This window comes from Pseudomonas sp. NFR16, assembly GCF_900108875.1.
In the GTDB taxonomy this organism is placed as follows: domain Bacteria; phylum Pseudomonadota; class Gammaproteobacteria; order Pseudomonadales; family Pseudomonadaceae; genus Aquipseudomonas.
On the sequence record NZ_FNYJ01000003.1, the window covers coordinates 353,720 to 374,225 of the forward strand.

General features: G+C 59.4%; 12 protein-coding genes, 2 tRNA genes and 1 pseudogene. 3 read left to right on the forward strand and 12 right to left on the reverse strand.

Going from position 1 to position 20,506, the window contains the following annotated elements:
* Positions 1-13 precede the first annotated feature (13 nt).
* The gene (locus BMZ10_RS14590) at positions 14-475 is read right to left on the reverse strand and encodes a YehS family protein (protein WP_093463434.1); all 462 of its coding nucleotides are present in this window, start codon (positions 473-475) and stop codon (positions 14-16) included.
* A 66-nt stretch (positions 476-541) separates the two neighbouring features.
* On the reverse strand, positions 542-1,252 hold the full coding sequence (locus tag BMZ10_RS14595; RefSeq protein WP_093463436.1) for an rRNA pseudouridine synthase: 711 nt from the start codon (positions 1,250-1,252) through the stop codon (positions 542-544).
* 163 nt (positions 1,253-1,415) lie between these two features.
* Between BMZ10_RS14595 and BMZ10_RS14600 the strand changes: the two genes are divergently transcribed.
* Entirely contained in the window at positions 1,416-2,411 is a 996-nt protein-coding gene (locus BMZ10_RS14600) for an alpha/beta fold hydrolase (RefSeq protein ID WP_093463439.1), read from the forward strand.
* Positions 2,412-2,735: 324 nt separating this feature from the next.
* Here BMZ10_RS14600 and BMZ10_RS14605 read toward each other — a convergent pair whose 3' ends face one another.
* Together BMZ10_RS14605 and rimO are read right to left on the reverse strand one after the other, a co-directional pair.
* Positions 2,736-3,191, reverse strand: a complete 456-nt coding sequence (locus BMZ10_RS14605) for a GNAT family N-acetyltransferase (protein WP_093463442.1) — start codon at positions 3,189-3,191, stop codon at positions 2,736-2,738.
* Positions 3,192-3,306: 115 nt separating this feature from the next.
* Complete coding sequence (gene rimO / locus BMZ10_RS14610; RefSeq protein ID WP_093463445.1) at positions 3,307-4,644, reverse strand: 30S ribosomal protein S12 methylthiotransferase RimO; 1,338 nt, start codon at positions 4,642-4,644, stop codon at positions 3,307-3,309.
* Positions 4,645-4,915: 271 nt separating this feature from the next.
* On the opposite strand from rimO, the gene BMZ10_RS14615 reads away from it, so the two are divergent.
* Positions 4,916-6,814 carry a potassium transporter Kup gene (locus BMZ10_RS14615; RefSeq protein ID WP_093463449.1) on the forward strand — a complete coding sequence of 633 codons (1,899 nt, stop codon included), beginning with the start codon at positions 4,916-4,918 and terminating at the stop codon, positions 6,812-6,814.
* Between the two features lie 200 nt (positions 6,815-7,014).
* Here the strand turns inward: BMZ10_RS14615 and BMZ10_RS14620 are convergent.
* The 5 genes and pseudogenes from BMZ10_RS14620 to BMZ10_RS14640 all read right to left on the reverse strand — a co-directional run bounded on the left by BMZ10_RS14620 (position 7,015) and on the right by BMZ10_RS14640 (position 14,632).
* Positions 7,015-9,719: pseudogene (locus BMZ10_RS14620) on the reverse strand (AAA domain-containing protein).
* 230 nt (positions 9,720-9,949) lie between these two features.
* Complete coding sequence (locus tag BMZ10_RS14625; RefSeq protein ID WP_093463452.1) at positions 9,950-11,242, reverse strand: AcvB/VirJ family lysyl-phosphatidylglycerol hydrolase; 1,293 nt, start codon at positions 11,240-11,242, stop codon at positions 9,950-9,952.
* Entirely contained in the window at positions 11,242-13,887 is a 2,646-nt protein-coding gene (gene mprF / locus BMZ10_RS14630; protein ID WP_093463455.1) for a bifunctional lysylphosphatidylglycerol flippase/synthetase MprF, read from the reverse strand. Before mprF ends, BMZ10_RS14625 begins: the two co-directional genes overlap by 1 nt.
* A gap of 332 nt (positions 13,888-14,219) precedes the next feature.
* A tRNA-Met gene (locus BMZ10_RS14635) sits at positions 14,220-14,296 on the reverse strand.
* 259 nt (positions 14,297-14,555) lie between these two features.
* A tRNA-Met gene (locus BMZ10_RS14640) sits at positions 14,556-14,632 on the reverse strand.
* 258 nt (positions 14,633-14,890) lie between these two features.
* Between BMZ10_RS14640 and dinB the strand changes: the two genes are divergently transcribed.
* Complete coding sequence (dinB, locus tag BMZ10_RS14645; RefSeq protein ID WP_093463458.1) at positions 14,891-15,949, forward strand: DNA polymerase IV; 1,059 nt, start codon at positions 14,891-14,893, stop codon at positions 15,947-15,949.
* Positions 15,950-15,953: 4 nt separating this feature from the next.
* Here dinB and BMZ10_RS14650 read toward each other — a convergent pair whose 3' ends face one another.
* From BMZ10_RS14650 to BMZ10_RS14660, 3 genes are all read right to left on the reverse strand, one after another.
* Positions 15,954-16,910 (reverse strand): hypothetical protein, encoded by a 957-nt coding sequence (locus BMZ10_RS14650; protein ID WP_093463461.1) that lies wholly within the window; start codon positions 16,908-16,910, stop codon positions 15,954-15,956.
* Positions 16,911-16,996: 86 nt separating this feature from the next.
* Complete coding sequence (locus BMZ10_RS14655) at positions 16,997-18,712, reverse strand: proline--tRNA ligase (RefSeq protein WP_093463464.1); 1,716 nt, start codon at positions 18,710-18,712, stop codon at positions 16,997-16,999.
* Positions 18,713-18,885: 173 nt separating this feature from the next.
* Positions 18,886-20,208: an OprD family porin gene (locus BMZ10_RS14660; protein ID WP_093463466.1), complete on the reverse strand. Its 1,323-nt coding sequence runs from the start codon at positions 20,206-20,208 to the stop codon at positions 18,886-18,888.
* Positions 20,209-20,506: the final 298 nt, after the last annotated feature.

A 20,506-nucleotide genomic window follows, 5' to 3' on the forward strand; every position in this document is an offset into this window, starting at 1 on the left:
CGTCCGCCAGGGCTCAACCGCGGACCCGCAGCGTCAGGCCGCGCAGGAAGTTACGCAGCAACTGGTCGCCGCACGGGCGGTAGTTGTTGTGCCCAGCCTTGCGGAACAGGGCGCTCAGCTCGGGTTTGGACACCGGAAACTCTGCCGCCTTGAGGATCGCGTGCATGTCGTCTTCCTTGAGCTCGAAGGCCACGCGCAGCTTTTTCAGAACGATGTTGTTGGTCATCGGCAGCTCGATCGGCAATTGCGGACGGCTTTCGTCCTTGCCACGCTTGAAGAACACCAGACCGTCGAGGAAATGGGCCATGACCTCGTCACTGCAGGGCTCGAAGCCTTCTTCCTCGTCCTTCTTCATGAACGCCACGACCTGGTTTTTCGTGACCTCAAAACCGCCGAGCTTGATGATGTCCACCACTTTGGCGTCATTGATATCAAGCATGTAGCGAATGCTACGCAGTACATCGTTGTTCATCATGGTGCGTGTTCCTGATCAATCGGTGTGAGCGCGCGCGGCTGTCCGCGCGGCGCTGAGAAGAAGGGGTTAAAACTTTTCCTTGTCGGTCATGTAGCGCCACTGGCCTTCGGGAACTTTGCCGATGGACACGCCGCCCACCCGGATACGGCGAATCGCCACGACTTTCAGGCCGACGGCTTCGCAGAGTTGGGCAATGACGCCCGGTTGCGGGTTCTTCATGGCAAAGCGCAGTCGGTTTTCGTTCTGCCAGCTCGCCTTGACCTTCGGCAGTTCCTTGCCTTTGTACATCAGCCCGTGGTTCAGACGGTTAAGGCCGTGAGCGACCATTTCGCCGGAAATCTCGACCACATATTCCTGCTCGATCTTGCTACGGTCATCGGTCAGTTTGCGCAGGATTTTGCAGTCCTGGCTGAACACCATCAGCCCGCTGGCGTTGGCCTGAAGCGTGGAAATTGCTTCCAGGCGCAGGAAGTGTCCCTTGAGCGGACGCCGACCGACGCTGTGCTCGGCGGACAACGTGTCGGGGCGGACCAGCGCGAGCGCTTTGTCTGGGGTCATGCCTGCCGGAACGTTGAACAGGATGGTCACCGCTTCGGGCGTGACGGCTTTCGCGTCGGGGCTCAGCGCGACGACCTGATCCTCGACCTTGAACTGCGGCTCGTCGACGACAACGCCGTCTACCGTGACCCAGCCGCCTTCGATGAACAGCTCGGCTTCGCGACGAGAGCAGCCGACCAGCTCGATAAGGCGTTTGGAAAGGCGAATGGGGTCAGTCATGAGAAAAGCCGTAACAGAAGGGAAAGGTGCCTATTGTACCCGTGCAAGCACCGTTAATCGCGGCAACATTGAAAATGCGCGTTCATTCAGACTCCATGCGAAGGATTTTTCCGAGAGTGACGTAGGTCTGCTCTTGAACCGTCCCTTTGCCTGGAGCTTGTTCATGACCAAATGGTTACCCGCGTTGCTGATGAGTGTCAGCTTGCCGTTGCTGGCGGCACCGACGCCATCCTATGGCCCGCAGCTGGAAGGGTTCGAGTACCCGTTCCCGGCGCAGAACTTCAGCTTCGATTCCCAGGGCGCGCACGTGCAGATGGGGTACATGGACGTCAAGCCGAGCGGCACGCCCAACGGTCGGAGCGTGGTGCTGTTGCATGGCAAGAATTTCTGCGGCGCCACGTGGGAAGGCAGCATCAAAGCGCTGACCGCGGCGGGCTATCGCGTGGTGGCGCCGGATCAGATCGGTTTCTGCCGTTCGAGCAAGCCGGCCGATTACACCTATTCCTTCGAGCAGCTGGCGCAGAACACCAAAGCGCTGCTGACCCATCTGGGTATCGATCACGTCACGGTCGTCGGCCATTCGATGGGCGGCATGCTGGCAACGCGGTTTGCCCTGATGTATCCGCAACAGGTCGATCAGTTGCTGCTGGTCAACCCCATCGGGCTTGAGGACTGGAAGGCCAAAGGCGTGCCGGACCGCAGCTTTGATGATTGGTACGCCCGTGAGCTGAAAACCAGTGCCGAAAGCATTCGCAAGTATCAGCAATCAACCTATTACGCCAACGAGTGGCGGCCGGAGTTCGATCATTGGGTCGACATGCAGGCCGGAATGTTCAACGGCAAGGGCAAGGAGGAGGTGGCTCGGGCGTCTGCGCAGACTTACGGGATGATCTTCAATCAGCCTGTGTTCTACGATTTCGAAAAGCTGAAAATGCCGACGGTGCTGTTCATCGGGCAGAAGGACAACACCGCCATCGCCAAGGACGCTGCGCCCGAAGCGCTGCGCAAGACGTTGGGCAACTACCCCGAGCTGGGCAAGGCGGTGGCCCGACGCATTCCGAACGCGACGTTGATCGAGTTCGCCGGACTGGGCCATGCCCCACAGATCCAGGACCCGCAGCAGTTCAATAAAGTACTGCTGGAGAGCTTGAAGGGTTAACGCAACGCCCATCTTGCAGGCAGCATCTTTTGTGTAGGAGTGAGCTTGCTCGCGATGGCGGCATGTCTGATACCGATAAAGTGACTGACCCACCGCCATCGTGAGCAAGCTCACTCCCACAGGGATCTCGGGGCATTCCCGATTCTCCTCCCGGACACAAATTCTGTAGGAGCGTCGCTTGCCCGCGATCTGCCGGGAACCGGCAGCAAAATCGGTGAATGCTGTGTGTCAGGCGTATTGCCGCCTTTGGTTTACACCTGCCGCGCAGCCGATCACGGGGGCGTAAAGACAGTTGGCTCACGCCTACATGGGTTGCGTAAAGCCTTAACGCACTGACCTGATCCGCATCCGCAGCATCGGATACGGCCTGCCAAGCCCGTCCACTTTCGACCTTCCGACCACCTCGAATCCCTGCTTCTCATAGAAGCCCAGCGCCTGCGGATTCTGTTCGTTCACGTCCAGCTCAGTCACCTGAAAATGCTCGATGGCGTAGTCCAGCAGTTTCTTGCCCAGCCCCATGCCGCGGTAGTCGGGGGCAATGAAGAGCATTTCCAGTTTGCCCGGCGTCGTGCCGCCGAACCCGGTGATACGCAGGTGCGAGTCACGCGTGCAGAACAGATTCACGGCGCCCAGGTATTGGGTCAGCAGCAGATTGCGCAGCAGCTTGATGTAGTCGTCCGGCAGGAAATCATGGGTCGCGCGAACCGAGGCTTCCCAGACCTGGGTGAGCTCCTCGTAATCCTTTTGCTTGGGCAGGTAGATGACCGAGTGATGGGTCATGTTGCCGCGTCTCCTTCTGACGATGACGATCGGTAATGTGATGACGATAGCCAGAAAAAACAAACCCCGCCGTTCGAAAAGGGCGGGGTTTTTCAGCGTGCAGTCCGAGGAGGTTTCAGACAGGCTCGGCCCACAGGTCGTACTCGTCTGCGTCGACCACGCGGCACAGGATCTTGTCGCCCGGCTTGAGGTCGCGGTCGCTTTCCACGAAGACGTTGCCGTCGATTTCCGGCGCGTCGAAGAACGAACGGCCAACGAAGCCCTGTTCGTCCACTTCATCGATCAGGACTTCGATTTCCTTGCCGATCTTCATTTGCAGGCGCGCGGCGCTGATGGCCTGCTGGTGCGCCATGAAGCGATCCCAACGATCCTGTTTGATGTCGTCGGGCACAATCGCAGCGTCCAGCAGGTTGGCTGACGCACCCTCGACCGGCGAGTACTGGAAGCAGCCGACGCGATCGAGCTGCGCCTCGGTCAGCCAGTCCAGCAGGTATTGGAAGTCCTCTTCGGTCTCGCCCGGGAAGCCCACGATGAACGTGGAGCGGATGATCAGGTCCGGGCACTGCTCGCGCCATTTCTTGATGCGCGCCAGGGTCTTGTCCTCGAAGGCCGGACGCTTCATCAGTTTCAGAATCTTGGGGCTGGCGTGCTGGAACGGGATATCCAGGTACGGCAGGATTTTCCCTTCGGCCATCAGCGGGATGATCTCGTCCACATGCGGGTATGGATAGACGTAGTGCATGCGCACCCAGACGCCCAGCGAGCTCAGGGCCACGCAGAGCTCGGTCATGCGGGTCTTGACCGGCTGGCCGTTCCAGAAACCGGTGCGGTATTTGACGTCGACGCCGTAGGCGCTGGTGTCCTGCGAAATCACCAGCAGCTCTTTGACGCCGGCCTTGACCAGACGCTGCGCTTCGTCGAGCACATCACCCACCGGACGGCTGACCAGTTTGCCGCGCATGGACGGGATGATGCAGAAGCTGCAACTGTGGTTGCAGCCTTCGGAAATCTTCAGGTATGCGTAGTGACGCGGGGTCAGCTTGACGCCTTGCGGCGGCACCAGATCGATCAGCGGGTTGTGATCGAGCTTGGGCGGCGCGGCATCGTGAACGGCGTTGACCACTTGCTCGTACTGCTGCGGACCGGTCACGGCGAGCACGCTGGGGTGTACGTTGCGAATGACGCTTTCATCCACGCCCATGCAGCCCGTCACGATAACCTTGCCGTTTTCGGCGATCGCTTCACCGATGGTGTCCAGCGATTCGGCCTTGGCGCTGTCGATGAAACCGCAGGTGTTGACCACCACGACGTCGGCATCTTCGTAGGTCGGGACGACCTGATAGCCTTCCATGCGCAGCTGAGTGAGGATGCGCTCCGAATCGACGAGCGCCTTGGGGCAACCCAGAGAAACGAACCCGACCTTGGGGGCGGCAGGCGTGATGACGGTGGACATTGACTAACCTCGGCGTAGGTATGCCTGGGCGACTGGCCGAGGCATTGACTGGGCGCTTGGCGCGCCTCTGATCAAAAAGTGCGCAATTCTATCGATGAGTCGATCGATTGACCAGTCTTAAACCGAGAATTACGACGAGTGCTGCGCTATGCTTCGCGCCTTGAACCCGGCGGCCCGCGTCGGCCGGGTGCATCGGAATTTACCCGTACGGCGCAGGTCAATCTCACAGCGCCGTGTCGCGGTGCTCGAGTCATGGTTTCAGGAGTGGTAAATGGGTCACGCAACGAGTCAGGCAGAAGCCAGGCAGCATTCAGCGAAACCATTGAGTCTGTTGGTGGGAGCGGTGGGGGTGGCGTACGGCGACATCGGCACCAGCCCGCTCTACACGATCAAGGAAGTCTTTGTCGGCGGTTACGGCGTGCAGGCCGGCCACGACGCGGTATTGGGTATCCTGTCGCTGATCTTCTGGGCGTTGATCTGGGTCGTGTCCTTCAAATACATGGCACTGGTGTTGCGCGCCGACAACGACGGCGAGGGCGGCATCATGGCCCTGACGGCGCTGGCACGCCGGGCCTCGGCACGTTTTCCCAGGTTACAGGCGACCATGATTGTATTCGGCCTGTTCGGCGCGGCCTTGTTTTATGGCGACAGCATGATCACCCCGGCGATTTCGGTGCTCTCGGCGGTCGAGGGCATGGAGCTGGCGTTTGATGGCCTGGACCACTGGGTGGTGCCGATTGCCCTGATCGTGCTGGTGGCGCTGTTTCTGATCCAGCGTCATGGCACGGCGCGTATCGGCGTGATGTTCGGCCCGATCATGGTGCTGTGGTTCGTCACGCTGGGCGCACTGGGTATTCACGGGATCATCCAACAACCGGAAGTGCTGCACGCGGTCAATCCGGTCTGGGCGCTGCGCTTTTTCATTGATCATCCGGGCATCGGCGTCGCTGTGCTGGGTGCCGTGGTGCTGGCGCTGACGGGCGCCGAGGCGCTGTATGCCGACATGGGGCACTTCGGTCGCAAGCCGATTTCCCGCGCCTGGTTCGGGCTGGTCCTGCCGGCACTGGTGCTCAATTATTTCGGCCAGGGCGCACTGGTCATCGAGAACCCCGAAGCGGTGCGCAACCCGTTCTATCTGCTGGCGCCGGGCTGGGCCCTGCTGCCGCTGATCGGGCTGTCGACGCTGGCGACCATTATCGCTTCTCAGGCGGTGATTTCCGGCGCGTTTTCGATGACCCTGCAGGCGATCCAGCTGGGTTACATCCCGCGCATGTACATTCAGCACACGTCCAGTGATGCACAAGGCCAGATCTACATTGGCGCAGTGAACTGGTCCTTGATGGTCGGTGTGATTCTACTGGTGCTGGGCTTCGAGTCATCCGGCGCGCTGGCGTCGGCCTACGGCGTGGCGGTGACCGGCACGATGCTCTGCACGACGATTCTGGTGTCCTCGGTCATGCTGTTGGCGTGGAAATGGCCGCCGCTGGTGGCAATCCCGATTCTGCTGGGCTGCCTGTTCGTGGACGGCATGTTCTTCGCAGCCAACGTGCCGAAAGTCGTACAGGGCGGAGCCTTCCCGTTCCTCGCCGGCATCGCCCTGTTCATTCTCATGACCACCTGGAAGCGCGGCAAGCAGTTGCTCGTGGATCGTATCGATGAGGGAGGGCTGCCGTTGCCGATCTTCATCAGCAGTATTCGCGTGCAGCCGCCCCATCGTGTGCAAGGCACTGCGGTGTTCCTGACCGCGCGACCTGACGCCGTGCCCCACGCGCTGTTGCACAACATGCTGCACAACCAGGTGCTGCACGAGCAGGTGGTGTTGCTGACGGTGGTGTATGAGGACACCCCGCGTGTTCCGGCCGCCCAGCGTTTCGAGGTCGAGTCCTACGGCGAAGGGTTCTTCCGGGTGATTCTGCACTTCGGTTTCATCGATGAGCCGGACGTCCCGGCCGCGCTGAAGCTATGCCATCTGCCTGATCTGGATTTCAGCCCGATGCGCACCACCTACTTCCTCAGCCGCGAAACCGTGGTCTCGACCAAACTGGCCGGGATGGCGCGCTGGCGCGAAGGGCTGTTCGCCTTCATGCTGAAAAACGCCAATGGCAACCTGCGCTTCTTCAAGCTGCCGTACAACCGCGTGATCGAGTTGGGGACGCAGGTGGAGATGTGAGCTGCAAGCCAGCCTGATAAACCCGGCGCGAACACTGTCCCTGTAGCAGCACGGCTTGCCGGCGGTAGCGTTCTTACGGACGCCACCGCCGGCAAGCCGGACTGCTACAGAGGGTTGGGTGATCTGCCTTGGAAGCGCCAGGCCTGAAACAAAAAATCCCCGAAGTCTCACGAGTGCGGGGATTTTTTTATGACCGGGCTTCAGTCAGCGCTGGCCGGGCTAGTCCACTGGGCGATGAACTCGGCAATCCTTTCCTCAATGCGGCCTTCGACAGTTCGCAGGCGCAAAATGGGAATTCCTTCGCCAGAATGGCGTTCTTCAAGGCGTCACGTGCCGCCTGATCGGGCCGATCATGTGACCCACCATCGACCTCAATGACCCCCACCGGTGTCTTGCCCACCTTGAAATACAGTACGAAGTCGCAAGTGGAGCGCGCCATGAACGTCCGTTCACGCGGGGTTAAGTCCGGGTTGGTCGGCGATGCAACCTTATCCAGCTTGACTTGGTCATGGCACATCAATGCCTGGCACGATGGGGCTGATAGAGCGTCTCGAAGCAGCTGCGCCACGATCTGTTCGGACTTGTAGCGTGAGTCCTCTGGCCGCAACCGGGCATTGAGGCGCGCCAATGATTGATCGTATTCGCGGTACAGCAGGTCGAAGGCTGACACCACGGGCGCCCGCACGATCTGGTCGTCCGGCGCGTAATACGTGACGTAGCGCATCAAAGCTGCAATGTGGCCATTGTTTTCGGTGAACACCTCATCGCCCGTCACCAGGGTGAAGCGATGCTTGGCTCGAGACACCGCCACATTGATCATGCGCGGGTCATCTACGAAGTTCAGCCGTTTGAGTTCCTGGTTATAGCGCTTCTTGTCCAGCACCGTGGAAAAGACGATCTCAGCGCATTCCCGGCCCTGAAACTTATGCACGGTGTCCTTGACGAAGTCCTCAGGCAGATGCTTGCCAGAGAGGTTGACCTGCGCCCGGAACGGGGCGATGAAGCCACGTCCGTCGCCGTCCATGCCGACAGGCTCGCCTTCGTCGTCGAGTACTTTGAGCAAGGAGTCCAGTTCCCGAAGATTGCTGTTCTGGCGGGTGTGGTTACCCTTGGAGGTCACCACCAGCCGCAGAGGCTCTTCGCCATTGTCCTTGGTCATCGGCACCAGGGCGTTGTCGTAGAACTGCTGGTTGCAGAACTGGATGATTCTGGGGTGACAACGGTAATGCTCTTTGAGCAAGGTTCTGGGCAAGGCATCCTTGAAAACGCCAATGCACGAATCGAGCAGGCTGTACCGCTCGCAATCGTAAGCGTCGGTGGGTGCTTGCAGGCCCAGCTTCACAGGAATGTGCGCCAGCTGGCGGCTATCGCCGACTACGATCAGATTTTTCGCGCAACCCAGCGCCAGGATGCCCGGCACTATGTCTTGCAACGATGCCTCATCGATGATCACGTAATCGAGTATCGCCCCCGGGGCGATCGAATTAACGATGGAATGTGTGCCGCTGCCCAGTATCGGGAACCGGCGCATGAAGGCATCGAACTGTTTGCGATACGTCTTGGTATCGAAAGCCTCCGTCGGGCGAGGCAACGCTTGCAGATGTTGCTTCAAGTGGCGCATCGACGCTGATGTCAGCTGCTCAAGCAGTGCAGAGAAATTCCCGCTCGCCAGCGACTCGCGGCACGCCTCCAGGTCCGCTTCCTTATCTCGGAGCGCTTTGTCGTAGTAGTGCATTTGCAGCGCGTTGAAGACCGAAAGACGTTCATCGCCCTCGGCAAATGGCTTGGCGCGAAAAATTCTGAAGTTGAACAGCAGCTCGATACGGTCTCGTAGGCCGATGCGTTGTTCGCCGAGATAGGTCAGGTAAGCCATCAGGTCCGCTGTCTTACGCGGGGAAAGTCCGTATTTATCCAGCGGGACATGGGAGGGTACGCCGCTTTGTTCTTGCCACCGCTGCAGATAGCGCCGCTCGACGCTCAACTCATCGATCTCGGTCTGTAATTGCGCCGCTCGGTTGTGGTCATGTAGATGCTGCTTCAAGCGGGCCAGCAAAGACTGGATATCATCAAGGGTTGGCGCCGTTTCGGAGTCGCTCGAAGGCCAGGATGGCAGATCAGCGAAGAACTCCTTGCGGTTGTCCTCGTTACCCAGTTTGGCGACCAGATGGCCCAGGCTGCATTTCTCCAGCTTCTCGTAAACGTTTTCGACGGCCGCATTATTGTTGGACAGCACTGCCACGGTTTGTCCGCGCAAAAGGATGTTGGCGATAATATTCAAAATGGTCTGAGTTTTCCCGGTCCCCGGTGGGCCCTCCACCACGCTGATCTGCGCGCTGAACGCTTGCTCAACGGCGATCAGCTGGCTCTCGTTAAGGCCGAACGGATAGATCAAGCTTTTGCCGGGAGTCAGCGCTCTGTTACGTCCGGTGCAGTAAGCATGCAAGGCAGTATCGGAGCTGGGGGGCAACCTTTCCATTTGGCGCACGACATTGGCGGCGATCTCACGATCACTCTCGGAGTCCGCGCGTTCCTGGCGGGTCTGGGCCACCGTTGCGAAATAATGAAAGACCGGCGCGTCTTTCAGAGCCGCAGGTTCGCTGAAGACAATCCCATCCATCTTCAAGACGTAGGGCTTGTCGGAGCCTGGGTAAAACACGACGGCATATCGCTCGCCATAGATCGTCGCCTTGGCGACAGGCGTCACGATGGCGCTGCCAGGCTTGGTCAGCAGCATCTCGCCGAGTTTTCGAGAGGGAGAGATGACACAGTCGCTGAGTGAGTGGGTAGCCTTTCCGTCTTTGAGATACGAGCACTTCAGTTGAAGACCTTCGTGCGTATCACTCCAGATTGACCACTTGCTGATCTCTGCTGTCTTGTCTACACCACCTACCTGGATAGAAATCATACGTTCCCTGTTCCTGCGCGAACGACACCCGAGTTGACCCCACGTCAATGATCAGATGGCGTTACTTCCAAATCTGAAGAGGCATATTGCCATCATTTCTTGCAAGGCCAAAAGCGAATGTGATTCGTGGCCTATCCGTTTTTCGGCATTGGAAGGGCAGTGCTTGAGGCGGGCAGAAATAAAAAAATCCCCGCAGTCTCGCGAGTGCGGGGATTTTTTGTGCCCTGGATTTACTCTGCGGTGGCTGCTTCCTTGCCTTTCCACTTGTCGATCACCGCGATCAGACGCTTGGCAAGGGCAGGGTAGTCCTCGTCGAAGTGATGGCCGCCGGGCAGTTGCTGCTTCTGGCCAGGGGCGGTGGCTTCGGTGCACCCGCTCTCGTCTTTCTCTTCCACGCCGTAGACGCAGAACACCTTGTCACCTGGCAGTTTGGCCATTTCCGGGCCCGTGGCGGCTTCTTTGCCGGAGGCGCCAAGCCAGCCTTCTACGGCGATTTCAAAGCTGCCGCTGCGCGCGAATGCCAGCAGGATGATGCCGTCGACTCGCGCCTTATCGTCTTCCGGCAGGCGGTTGTAAATCGCGGGCAGCACGTCAGCACCGAACGAGTAGCCGGCGAGGACAAAGTGCTTGGCACCCCACTTCTGCCGGTAATGCGCCATCAGCTCGCTGAGGTCGGTTGCGGTCTGTTCCGGCGATTTGTGTTCCCAGTAGTAGCGCAGCGTGTCGATGCCGACCACCGGGTAACCGCCGGATTTCGCCATGTCGCCTGCCACGTCCTTGTCCAGATCGCGCCAGCCGCCGTCGCCGGAAAGGAACAGGGTGACAGTGTCCGAAGGCTGACTCGAAGGCACTTCCACCACCGGAATATTCAGGCCGCCGTTGGCGTCGTCGGCGATCAGCAGATGACGCACTTCGGTGTTCAGGATCTGCGGGTACTTGATGTCGTAGTCGCTGATCTTGGTTTCGGCGTTGGGGGTGTCACGCACGAACACCGCCGTTTCGTCGTCCGGACCGTCGTTCCACGCCACCGTCCATTTGCCATGCGCCGCGGCCTTCGGCGCCGGGACCTTGCAATCCGGCTGATTGAGGACGAAATTGACCGAGATCGCCTGGGCCTTGTCGTTGCTCTGATGGGCGAGCCAGTCCCAGGCGACCGAGCCACCGGCGCTGATCCCGGCGACGATATCCGGCGTGCCATCGAGCTTCTGCAGCGCGGCGTTGAAGGATTTCTCCTGCAACTGGCAGTCGTCTTTGGGCAGCACCACCTGAATGACCTGCGCAGAGGCATCATAGCTCAGCGCGAGAACCTGCTTCTCGGTCAGTGCATCTTCAGTGGTCACGGCCAGTGCCACGCGAGTCTTGACCTTGGTAGACGGCGTTGCGCGCAGCAGCGCCGAGCCATCGTCCAGCGTGAGGCGTTCCAGTGTCGGTTGTGCGGCGGGGCGGTTCCACAGCCAGAAACCCAGTGCCACTACCAGAATGACCAGGGCAGCGAGCAAAAAGCGCCAGTAGCGTTGAATCATCAGCGTTTCACCAATCCAGTCAGGCCGCCTGCAATCAGAGCGGCGGTGTCTGCCAGTGCCACCAGCGGATCGAGTCCTGCGGGCACGGCCATATAACGGGGTTCCCAGTCAGGCTGGAATTTGTCTTTGAAGCGACGCAGTCCCTGGAAGTTGTAGAGCTGCTCGCCGCGACTGAACACCATCGAACCCAGACGCTGGGTCAACGGCGCGCCACGGCGCGGCTGCAGGCCAGACAACGGCACCATGCCGAGGCTGAAGCGCGCATAGCCTTCCTTTTTGTAATGCAGAATCAGGCCGACCATCATGAATTCCATGGTCAGCTTCGGCGCATCCGGGTGCGAGCGCATCAGATCCAGGCTCGCCAGATCGTTGCGCGACGTCTCCAGCAAGTTGGCGAACGCCACCGGTTTGCCTTCGAAGTGGATGATGGCGATCCGGAAATGCTTGAGGTAATCCAGGCTGAAGCGGCCGAGGGAAAAGCCTTTCTCGCGCACGTTCTTGCCGGTCAGCCAGGCATCGGAAATCACTTTCAACTCATCCATCGGCGCTTGGCCAACTTCGTAGATTTCCAGCGACAGACCGTCGCGTCCACCCCGGTTCCAGGTGTAACGCAGGTCCTTCATTTCCTTGCCTTTGGCGTCGATGTCGAACTTGTGCAGATCGACCCGCGCCTCTTCACCGAGCTTGATGGCGGTCAGGCCAATGTCCATGTAGAAGGGCAGGTTCTCGGCACGCACCTGGTAGAACACCGGACGCGCGTGGTGAACGTCGCACAGGTCGCGGAATTGCCAGATCAGCTCGGCCCGTTGTTGCGTCGGGCCGATCGGATCATACAGCGCCACCAGGCTTCGGCCGCGATGGGCGTACATCAGGAACGCGTTGCCATCCGGGTGCATCAGCACGGCCTTGTCGCCGGTCAGCACCAACCCGCCATCCGGCTGGCTGGAGGCTTTGATGATCTCTGCGGCCTTGGCCAGCTGGGTTTCGTCAGGCAGCACAATCTGCGGACGCGCTGTGCGCAGCAGCCAGGTCAGCGAGACGATCACCAGCAGTACGGCACTGCCCAGCGCCGAGCGCAGACCGCGCGGGGCATCGGCGTCGAGGGTGAACTGCCACCACAACTGATGGCTGTAGGGAACGTCCTGATAAGCGAACAACAACAGCCAGAACGATGCACCCAGAACACACACGCTGGAGACCAGATACAGCGGCGAGAACGGTAGTTCCAGCAAACGACTCGGCCGGTAGAACGAACGGCGGAAGATGGCCAGCAGGCAGGCGGTCAGCAGCAGCAGACTCGCTTCTTCCCAGTCGAAGCCTTTGAGAATCGACAGGATCGAACCCACAAACAGCAGGATCGTGGTGAGCATCCATGCCGCGGACAGCCGACGACGAAGGCCTTGAGCCAGCAACAGGCACAGCACGCCGATCAGGCTGGCGCCGAAGTGCGAGGCGTCGATGAGTCGGTGGGGAATGAGAAAACCGAGGCTTTCCAGGCGGGTGTCGATTTCCGGCGTGGCGCCGGAAAACAGCAGCACCACGCCAGATAGAAAGACCAGCAGCGCCAGAATTGGCGCGCCCAGGCCGGATGCCACGCGCATGGCCTGGCGGGCAAAAAGGAAACGCTTGGCCTCGCTGAACAGCAAGACCAGGCACGCGATCAACAGTGGCAGCACGACGTAGATCAGGCGATACAGCAACAGTGCGGCCGCCAGTGGCGCGGCGCCCAGTTCGTCGGCGAAGGCGGTCAGCAGAATGGCTTCGAAGACCCCGACACCGCCGGGTACATGGCTGAGCACGCCTGCGGCCAGCGCCAACAGGTACACCAGCAGGAACGCGCCGAACGGCGGGGCGGATGGCAACAGCAGATAAAGCACCGCAGCCGCTGCCGCGACATCCAGTGCCGTGATCACCAGCTGCATCAGTGTCAGGCGCAGGCCCGGCAGGCGCAGGGTGCGACGACCCGCGCGGACCAGCAGGTTGTGAGGAATGGTTTGTTCAGGCAGGCGCCGTCGGTACACGGCAACGCCCAGAATCAGGCTGATCGCAAGCACGGCGACGGCCGCCGTTGCCAGCACCGGCACCGACAAGTGCAATGCGAGCGAGGCGGCCGGCAGATCGCTCAATGTTGCCAGCGCGGCCAGAGGCGGCAGGGCACAGCCCAGCGACAGGCTGGCAAACAGGGTCATGTGGGCAACTTCGCCCGCGCCCAGACCCAAGCGCGAATACAGACGATAACGGACCGATCCGCCAGACAGCATCGACAGACCGACCGCATTGCCGATAGCGAACGCGCAGAAGCCGCCCATCACCAGACTTTTGGCAGGCAGATCGACATTGGCGTAGCGACTCGCCGACCATTCATAGCCCAGCAGAATGGTGAAACCAATGATGGTCGCCAGCACAGCGCCGCCCAGCGAGGGCAGCGGAACACTGAGCAGAGAGTCCTGCAGAGCATAGATGTCCAGCTCTGTCAGCATGTGGCGGCAGGCGATCAGGGCGAGGGCGAACAGGATGATCGTGACGGCGAGCCCGATGGGTTGACGGTACTTGCTCACCAGCTCGCGTACGCGCAGTCGGCTGGGGGGGGCCACAGGCGGGCTCTCCGGAACTGCTTCGTTTGTGTCAGATGGGTTGGCGCGCATCAATCACTCCTTGGATCGTGCGCGACAGGATGGGGGTATACAGCCAAGTTACCAATCCCTACGCAAAAAATAATTCAGGATGTTAGCGCTTCAACGTCTAACGAGCGAATACGGCAGTTACGTTTCGGTGACTGTTCAGTCTAGGTTCAGTTGCTGGCCAGCGTATCGGCAGAGAGGCGCAAAACTGTCGCGCCCGGCAACATACAGTAACAAGGCGATGCGGACGACCGCTCTCGACTTCGGAATGTGACAGACATTTACGCCCGCTGTTCGGGCCCCTTTCGTCAGGGCAAAAAAAAGGCCACTCTTTCGAGTAGCCTTTTTTAGACGCTTGGTTGCGGGAGCCGGATTTGAACCGACGACCTTCGGGTTATGAGCCCGACGAGCTACCAGGCTGCTCCATCCCGCGTCTGTGAGGCGGCATTCTACAGTCGAACGATAAAGTGTCAACCTTTAATGCCAAGGATCGACAAAATAACCGCGTTTGCGCAGATGGCGAGCCTAAGTGGCGATCGGACAAGGCTTTTATCTCGACGGCTCGGCAGGGCAGGTCGCCATCATCCGTCGAGGGTGTTTCAGTTTTATGAATGAAAAAGGGTCGATGCGCCGTCTGAAAAAACGGACGCGCACAAAAAAGGCCACTCTTTCGAGTAGCCTTTTTCGATGTTTGGTTGCGGGAGCCGGATTTGAACCGACGACCTTCGGGTTATGAGCCCGACGAGCTACCAGACTGCTCCATCCCGCGTCTGTGTGGCGGCATTCTACAGAGGAACGCCAGCCTGTCAAGCAATCATCTGAAAAAACTGCTTTTTCTTCAATTGGTTAGCGATCTGCCCAGGCCGTGACGCTGCCTGGAGCCATGCCGTGCGGGCCTCGGCGCGGCTGTATGTGGTGCTGGTCACACGCTGGGAAGCGTTCGTTTTCGGCAAGTCACTTGCCCTGATGAGTGTCAGACGCTTGCGCGAGTGAGATACTGCACAACCGTTTTCCTACGATCGACGTCATGCCGCAGCGCAAAATCATCCACATCGACTGTGACTGCTTTTATGCAGCCATAGAAATGCGCGACGACCCGAACCTTGCAGGCAAACCCTTGGCGGTGGGCGGTTCAGCTGACCGGCGAGGGGTGATTGCGACCTGCAACTATGAGGCGCGGGCGTATGGTGTGCGTTCGGCGATGTCGTCGCGGCACGCCATTTCCCTGTGTCCGGACCTGACCATCGTCAAGCCTCGCATGGACGCCTATAAAGAAGCGTCGAAGGAAATTCACACCATCTTCCGCGACTACACCGACCTGATCGAGCCGTTGTCGCTGGATGAGGCGTATCTGGACGTGTCTGCCAGCGAACATTTTTCCGGCAGCGCCACGCGCATCGCTCAGGACATCCGCCGGCGGGTTTCCAGCCAGCTTCACATCACGGTCTCAGCAGGCGTCGCGCCCAACAAGTTTCTCGCCAAGATCGCCAGTGACTGGAAAAAGCCCAATGGTCTGTTCGTCATCACTCCGGATCAGGTCGAAGCGTTCGTCGCGCAGTTACCCGTGTCCAAGCTGCACGGGGTCGGCAAGGTCACTGCCGATAAGCTGGCACGGCTGGGAATCGTCAACTGCACGGACCTGCGTGACTGGAGCAAGTTGGCGTTGGTGAGGGAGTTCGGCTCGTTCGGCGAGCGGCTGTGGAATCTGGCGCACGGCGTGGACGAGCGCCCTGTGCAGAATGACAGTCGCCGGCAGTCGGTCAGCGTCGAGAACACGTTCGACACGGATCTGCCTGATCTGGCCAGTTGCCTCTTGGAGTTACCCGCCTTGCTCGAGAACCTGAACGGACGCATCGCGCGCATCGACACGCTTTATCGACCTGGCAAGCCGTTCGTGAAAGTGAAGTTTCATGACTTCACCCAGACGACGCTGGAGCAGGCCGGCGCGGGACGCGATCTGGACAGCTACGAGCAACTGCTGACCCAGGCCTTTGCTCGGGGCGCAAAACCGGTGCGCCTGCTGGGGATCGGGGTGCGCCTGCATGATCTGCGCGGCGCCCATGAGCAGTTGGAGTTATTCAGCTAGACGCTCATTCACTGCCGACGGGAACTGCCACCAGGCGGCCAGCATCCTTAGCCAGAGACCTGAGGAATTCGTGCTGCAGTTGCGGATCGTTGCGTGTCATCTCGATCAGTGACTGCTCCAGATCGCTGGCCTGTTCCTCCAGCCCCAGCTCGGAGAGGCGCTTGATCCGGTGTACCCACTGGCTCACTTCATCGTCTTCCAGATCGTCATAAATCAGATCATGGGCCTCGATCAGCTTGCCGCGCAGGGATTTGCTCAACGGCAGGCTGGCTGTCGCCTGCACGTTGCTCTGATCGTCCTGCACTTTGAACGTCAGTTGGGTGACGTGGCTCAGGTTCTGCTCGGCGAAGGGGCTGTCCAGCAGGTTGATGCGCAACACGCCGTTGCGATCGGTATCCAGCTCGCTGATGTCCTTTCCGGCCGTGATTTCCACCGGCGCTTCACTCCATGGCAGGCTCGAATGCTCGACCCGATGATCGAGCTGGACTTCATCGATGCTCGCCAGGTTCTGCTGCGCACGTCCGTGCGAAGGGGCGTTCATGAACGGGTTGATGCCGGCTACGCCATAGCTGAGCCAGTCTTTGGTCACGCTGTCGGGAAGGCTGCCAAACGTGACCACGTTCACGACGTTTGCCCCGACGCCGGCGACGATTGCGATTGCGCCCAGCGGGATTTCGTAGATTTCGCGCCACGGCTGATACGGCGTGTAGCGATCGTAATGGCGGGTGACTTCGAACTCGGTGACGTCGAAGGTCTTGAGTTCATGAATGCGTATGCGACGCTGCGGCAGTTCAAGTGTCTTGGGCTCGCCGATGTCGACCTGAAAGCTGTGGTCGAGCAATTTGCGCTCGACGCGCTCTTCATGCTCACTGCGTTGAGACAGGTGGTTGGCGCAACCGCTGACGAACAGGCTCGCGGACAGAACGGCGCCCGTCAGGCTTGAGGATTTTCGCTTGAACATGAGATCTCTTGCTGCAGGTAAGGGGTACTTGCCTGGACAAAACAGGTCGCAATGCGCGCCCGCATCAACGCGGACGCGCCATCGACTCAGCGGTTGATGCGGCCCTTGATGAAGGACAACACATCGGCCACTGGCAGCGCCTGGGCTTGCGGTTCGGTGCGGCTCTTGTACTCGAGATTGCCCTCGGCCAGACCGCGGTCACTGACAACGATGCGATGTGGAATGCCGATCAGTTCCATGTCCGCGAACTTGATGCCCGGACTGGTTTTCTTGTCGCGGTCATCAAGCAATACCTCGAAACCGGCAGCGGTCAGTTCCGCATACAGCTTGTCGGTGGCTTCGCGAACAGCATCGGTTTCGTAACGCAGAGGAACCAGCGCAATCTGGAAAGGCGCAAGTGCGTCGCTCCAGATGATGCCGTTCTCGTCATTGTTCTGCTCGATGGCCGCCGCCACCACGCGCGAAACGCCAATGCCGTAGCAGCCCATGGCCAGGGTGACCGGCTTGCCGTTCTCGCCCAGTACCTGGCATTTCATCGCGTCGCTGTATTTGGTGCCCAGCTGGAAGATGTGGCCGACTTCGATACCGCGCTTGATGATCAGCGTGCCTTGGCCGTCAGGGCTTGGATCGCCCTCGACGACATTGCGCAGATCTGCCACTTCCGGCACGGGCAGGTCACGCTCCCAGTTCACGCCGAAGTAGTGCTTGTCGTCGATGTTCGCGCCTATCCCGAAGTCGCTCATCAGCTCGACCGAGCGATCGATGATGCAAGGCAGCGGCAGGTTCAGCGGGCCGAGCGAACCGGCACCGGCGCCAATCGCTTCGCGCAGTTCGGACTCCGAAGCCATGACCAGCGGGTTGGCAACCAGTGGATGGTTGGAGGCCTTGATTTCGTTGAGCTCGTGGTCCCCGCGAATGATCAGCGCAATCAGCTTGCCTTCTTCCGCAGCGTGGACGACCAGCGTCTTGACAGTCTTTTCGATGGCCAGACCGAATTGCTCGACCAGCGCAGCGATGGTTTTTGCATCCGGGGTATCGACCAGGCGCAGCTCCTCGGTTGGGGCAGGGCGGCTGGTTTCCCGTGGAATCGCTTCTGCCTTCTCGATGTTGGCGGCGTAGTCAGAGGTGTCGCTGAATACGATATCGTCTTCGCCCGATTCGGCCAGTACGTGGAATTCGTGAGAACCGGCGCCACCGATCGAGCCGTTGTCCGCAACCACAGGGCGGAAGTTCAGACCCAGGCGGGTGAAGACGTTGCAGTACGCCTGATGCATGCGGTCGTAGGTTTCCTGCAGGGAATCCTGGGTGGCATGGAAAGAGTAGGCGTCCTTCATGATGAATTCGCGACCGCGCATCAGGCCAAAGCGTGGACGGATCTCGTCACGGAATTTGGTCTGGATCTGGTACATGTTGATTGGCAGCTGTTTGTAGCTGTTGAGCTCGTTACGCGCCAGATCGGTGATCACTTCTTCGTGAGTCGGGCCCGCGCAGAAGTCGCGATCGTGGCGGTCCTTGAGGCGCAGCAGTTCAGGGCCGTACTGTTCCCAGCGGCCGGATTCCTGCCACAGTTCTGCCGGCTGAATGCCGGGCATCAATACTTCCAGTGCGCCAGCAGCGTCCATTTCTTCGCGAACGACGGCCTCGACCTTGCGCAGTACACGCAGGCCCATGGGCAGCCAGGTATAAAGGCCGGAAGCGAGTTTGCGAATCATGCCGGCGCGAAGCATCAGCTGGTGGCTGATCACGACCGCGTCGGATGGCGTTTCTTTCTGTGTGGCGAGCAAATATTGACTGGTACGCATGGTCGGCCGTTGTCGGTTGCTGTGACTGGGAAATGACCTGGCATTGTACGGTGGTGATACGGTCGAGTACAGGGCGGGAGGGCGTCGTGGGCGGTCGGATACCTGATGTTCCGTATACGAAAAAGCCCGGCACAAGGCCGGGCTTTTTCTGTAGCGAGTGTCAGAAAGCGCGATTACAGGACCGAAATCGGGTAGTCGACGATCAGACGGAACTCGTTTACATCGCCTTCGCCCTCGTCCGTGTTGGCACGGTGGAATGCTTGACGGATCCGGAACGACAGGTCTTTAGCCGGGCCAGTCTGAACAACGTATTTGGCTTCAATGTTAGTTTCGTGGTGGCTGCCATCTGCACCGTAAAGGCCGGTGTAGGTACTGTTGGACGGAGTGTGGGTACCGTCGATGTCAGAACCGCTGATGTAACGTGCCATGAAGCTCAGGCCTGGGACACCGTATGTTGCCATGTTCAGGTCATAGCGAGCTTGCCAGGATTTTTCACCCGGGGCGTTAAAGTCGGAGTATTGAATCGAGTTCGCCAGGAAGATCGAGTCGCCACCACGGTTGTTGTCGCCGATACCGATGTAGTCGAACGGTGTATCACCGTTAACTTTCTGGAAAGCCAGTGTCAGGGTGTGAGCGGCCAGGAACGAGTACGCTGCAGACAGGGAGTAGGCGTTGTTGCTGATGTCGCCTGCTTTCTTGCTGCCAGTGTCCTGGGTGTTGTAGTAGTTGAAGTCGAAGGCCAGAGACTGGTCATCGGACAACGGCAGTGCGTAGTTCACGTTGCCGTAGTACTGGTTCCAGACGTCTTCCAGTTTGTTGTAGTAGAAGCCGACGCCCAGATTGTCGGTGATCGAGTACTTACCGCCGCCGTAGGTGGAAGACTTGGATGTCACACCTGCGTAGGTCGCCCAAATGTCGCCGCTGCGGTTGGTATCGTCCTGGCTGGTGCCGGAAGTGAAGCGACCTGCTTCGACATCCAGACCTTTGATCTCGCTGCTCTGCAAAGTCACGCCGGTAGCAGTTTGTGGCAGCAAACGGGAGCCGCCCACTGCGAAGACCGGGTTCTGCGGCTGCATGTCGCCGATTTTCAGCTCGGTTTTCGAAACGCGGAACTTAACTGCAGCGCCGGCTTTGCCGAAGCTGTCTTCGTTCTTGCCGTCACTGTCAGTGACCAGGTTGCCAGAACCGGAGTGGTGGTTTTCACCGTCAAGCTTGAAGCCTGCATAACCAAACGCGTCAATACCTACGCCGATCAGGCCCTGGGTGTAACCGGAGCTGTAGTTGCCCCAGAAACCTTGAGTCCAGTCTTTGGAATCAACGCCACCGTTTTTACGGTCACGGTTGAAATAGTAGTTGCGAGCTTTGACGTCCAGCTTGCTGCCTTCTACAAAACCAGTTGCTTCGGACTGATCGCTTACGAATGCCGCAGCCGATGCCAATTGGGTACTGGCCGCAGTAACTGCCAGGGCGATTGCGCTCCACTTCATCACTCTCATCGTGACTTTGCTCCTTTGGTTTTAAGAAGAGTACCGCCGTCCACCTGTTTTTTTATCTGAACGGCTCTTTCTTTTTGGTGTCGGCGAAACTTATAGCACGCTGACATTATTGGCGATAGTTACGAACCTATCCTTTCAATTTCTTTACGGCCATGTCGCAAATCAGCTCTGTCCATGTCGCTACTGAACAGCTCCATATTTAAAGACGTACAACTACCGCAGTACTTTTCAGAGGCCTGATCCCTGTCCGCAGTGATCGAGGTCAAGCCATTCCGAACGCCCCCAGAAGCATGCTCGC

Excerpts from the sequence above, each read along its gene's own strand:
- BMZ10_RS14590 (WP_093463434.1), bottom strand. The coding sequence starts at position 475 with ATGATGAACAACGATGTACTGCGTAGCATTCGCTACATGCTTGATATC.
- BMZ10_RS14595 (WP_093463436.1), bottom strand. The coding sequence starts at position 1,252 with ATGACTGACCCCATTCGCCTTTCCAAACGCCTTATCGAGCTGGTCGGC.
- BMZ10_RS14600 (WP_093463439.1), top strand. The coding sequence starts at position 1,416 with ATGACCAAATGGTTACCCGCGTTGCTGATGAGTGTCAGCTTGCCGTTG.
- BMZ10_RS14605 (WP_093463442.1), bottom strand. The coding sequence starts at position 3,191 with ATGACCCATCACTCGGTCATCTACCTGCCCAAGCAAAAGGATTACGAG.
- rimO (WP_093463445.1), bottom strand. The coding sequence starts at position 4,644 with ATGTCCACCGTCATCACGCCTGCCGCCCCCAAGGTCGGGTTCGTTTCT.
- BMZ10_RS14615 (WP_093463449.1), top strand. The coding sequence starts at position 4,916 with ATGGGTCACGCAACGAGTCAGGCAGAAGCCAGGCAGCATTCAGCGAAA.
- BMZ10_RS14625 (WP_093463452.1), bottom strand. The coding sequence starts at position 11,242 with ATGATTCAACGCTACTGGCGCTTTTTGCTCGCTGCCCTGGTCATTCTG.
- mprF (WP_093463455.1), bottom strand. The coding sequence starts at position 13,887 with ATGCGCGCCAACCCATCTGACACAAACGAAGCAGTTCCGGAGAGCCCG.
- dinB (WP_093463458.1), top strand. The coding sequence starts at position 14,891 with ATGCCGCAGCGCAAAATCATCCACATCGACTGTGACTGCTTTTATGCA.
- BMZ10_RS14650 (WP_093463461.1), bottom strand. The coding sequence starts at position 16,910 with ATGTTCAAGCGAAAATCCTCAAGCCTGACGGGCGCCGTTCTGTCCGCG.
- BMZ10_RS14655 (WP_093463464.1), bottom strand. The coding sequence starts at position 18,712 with ATGCGTACCAGTCAATATTTGCTCGCCACACAGAAAGAAACGCCATCC.
- BMZ10_RS14660 (WP_093463466.1), bottom strand. The coding sequence starts at position 20,208 with ATGAGAGTGATGAAGTGGAGCGCAATCGCCCTGGCAGTTACTGCGGCC.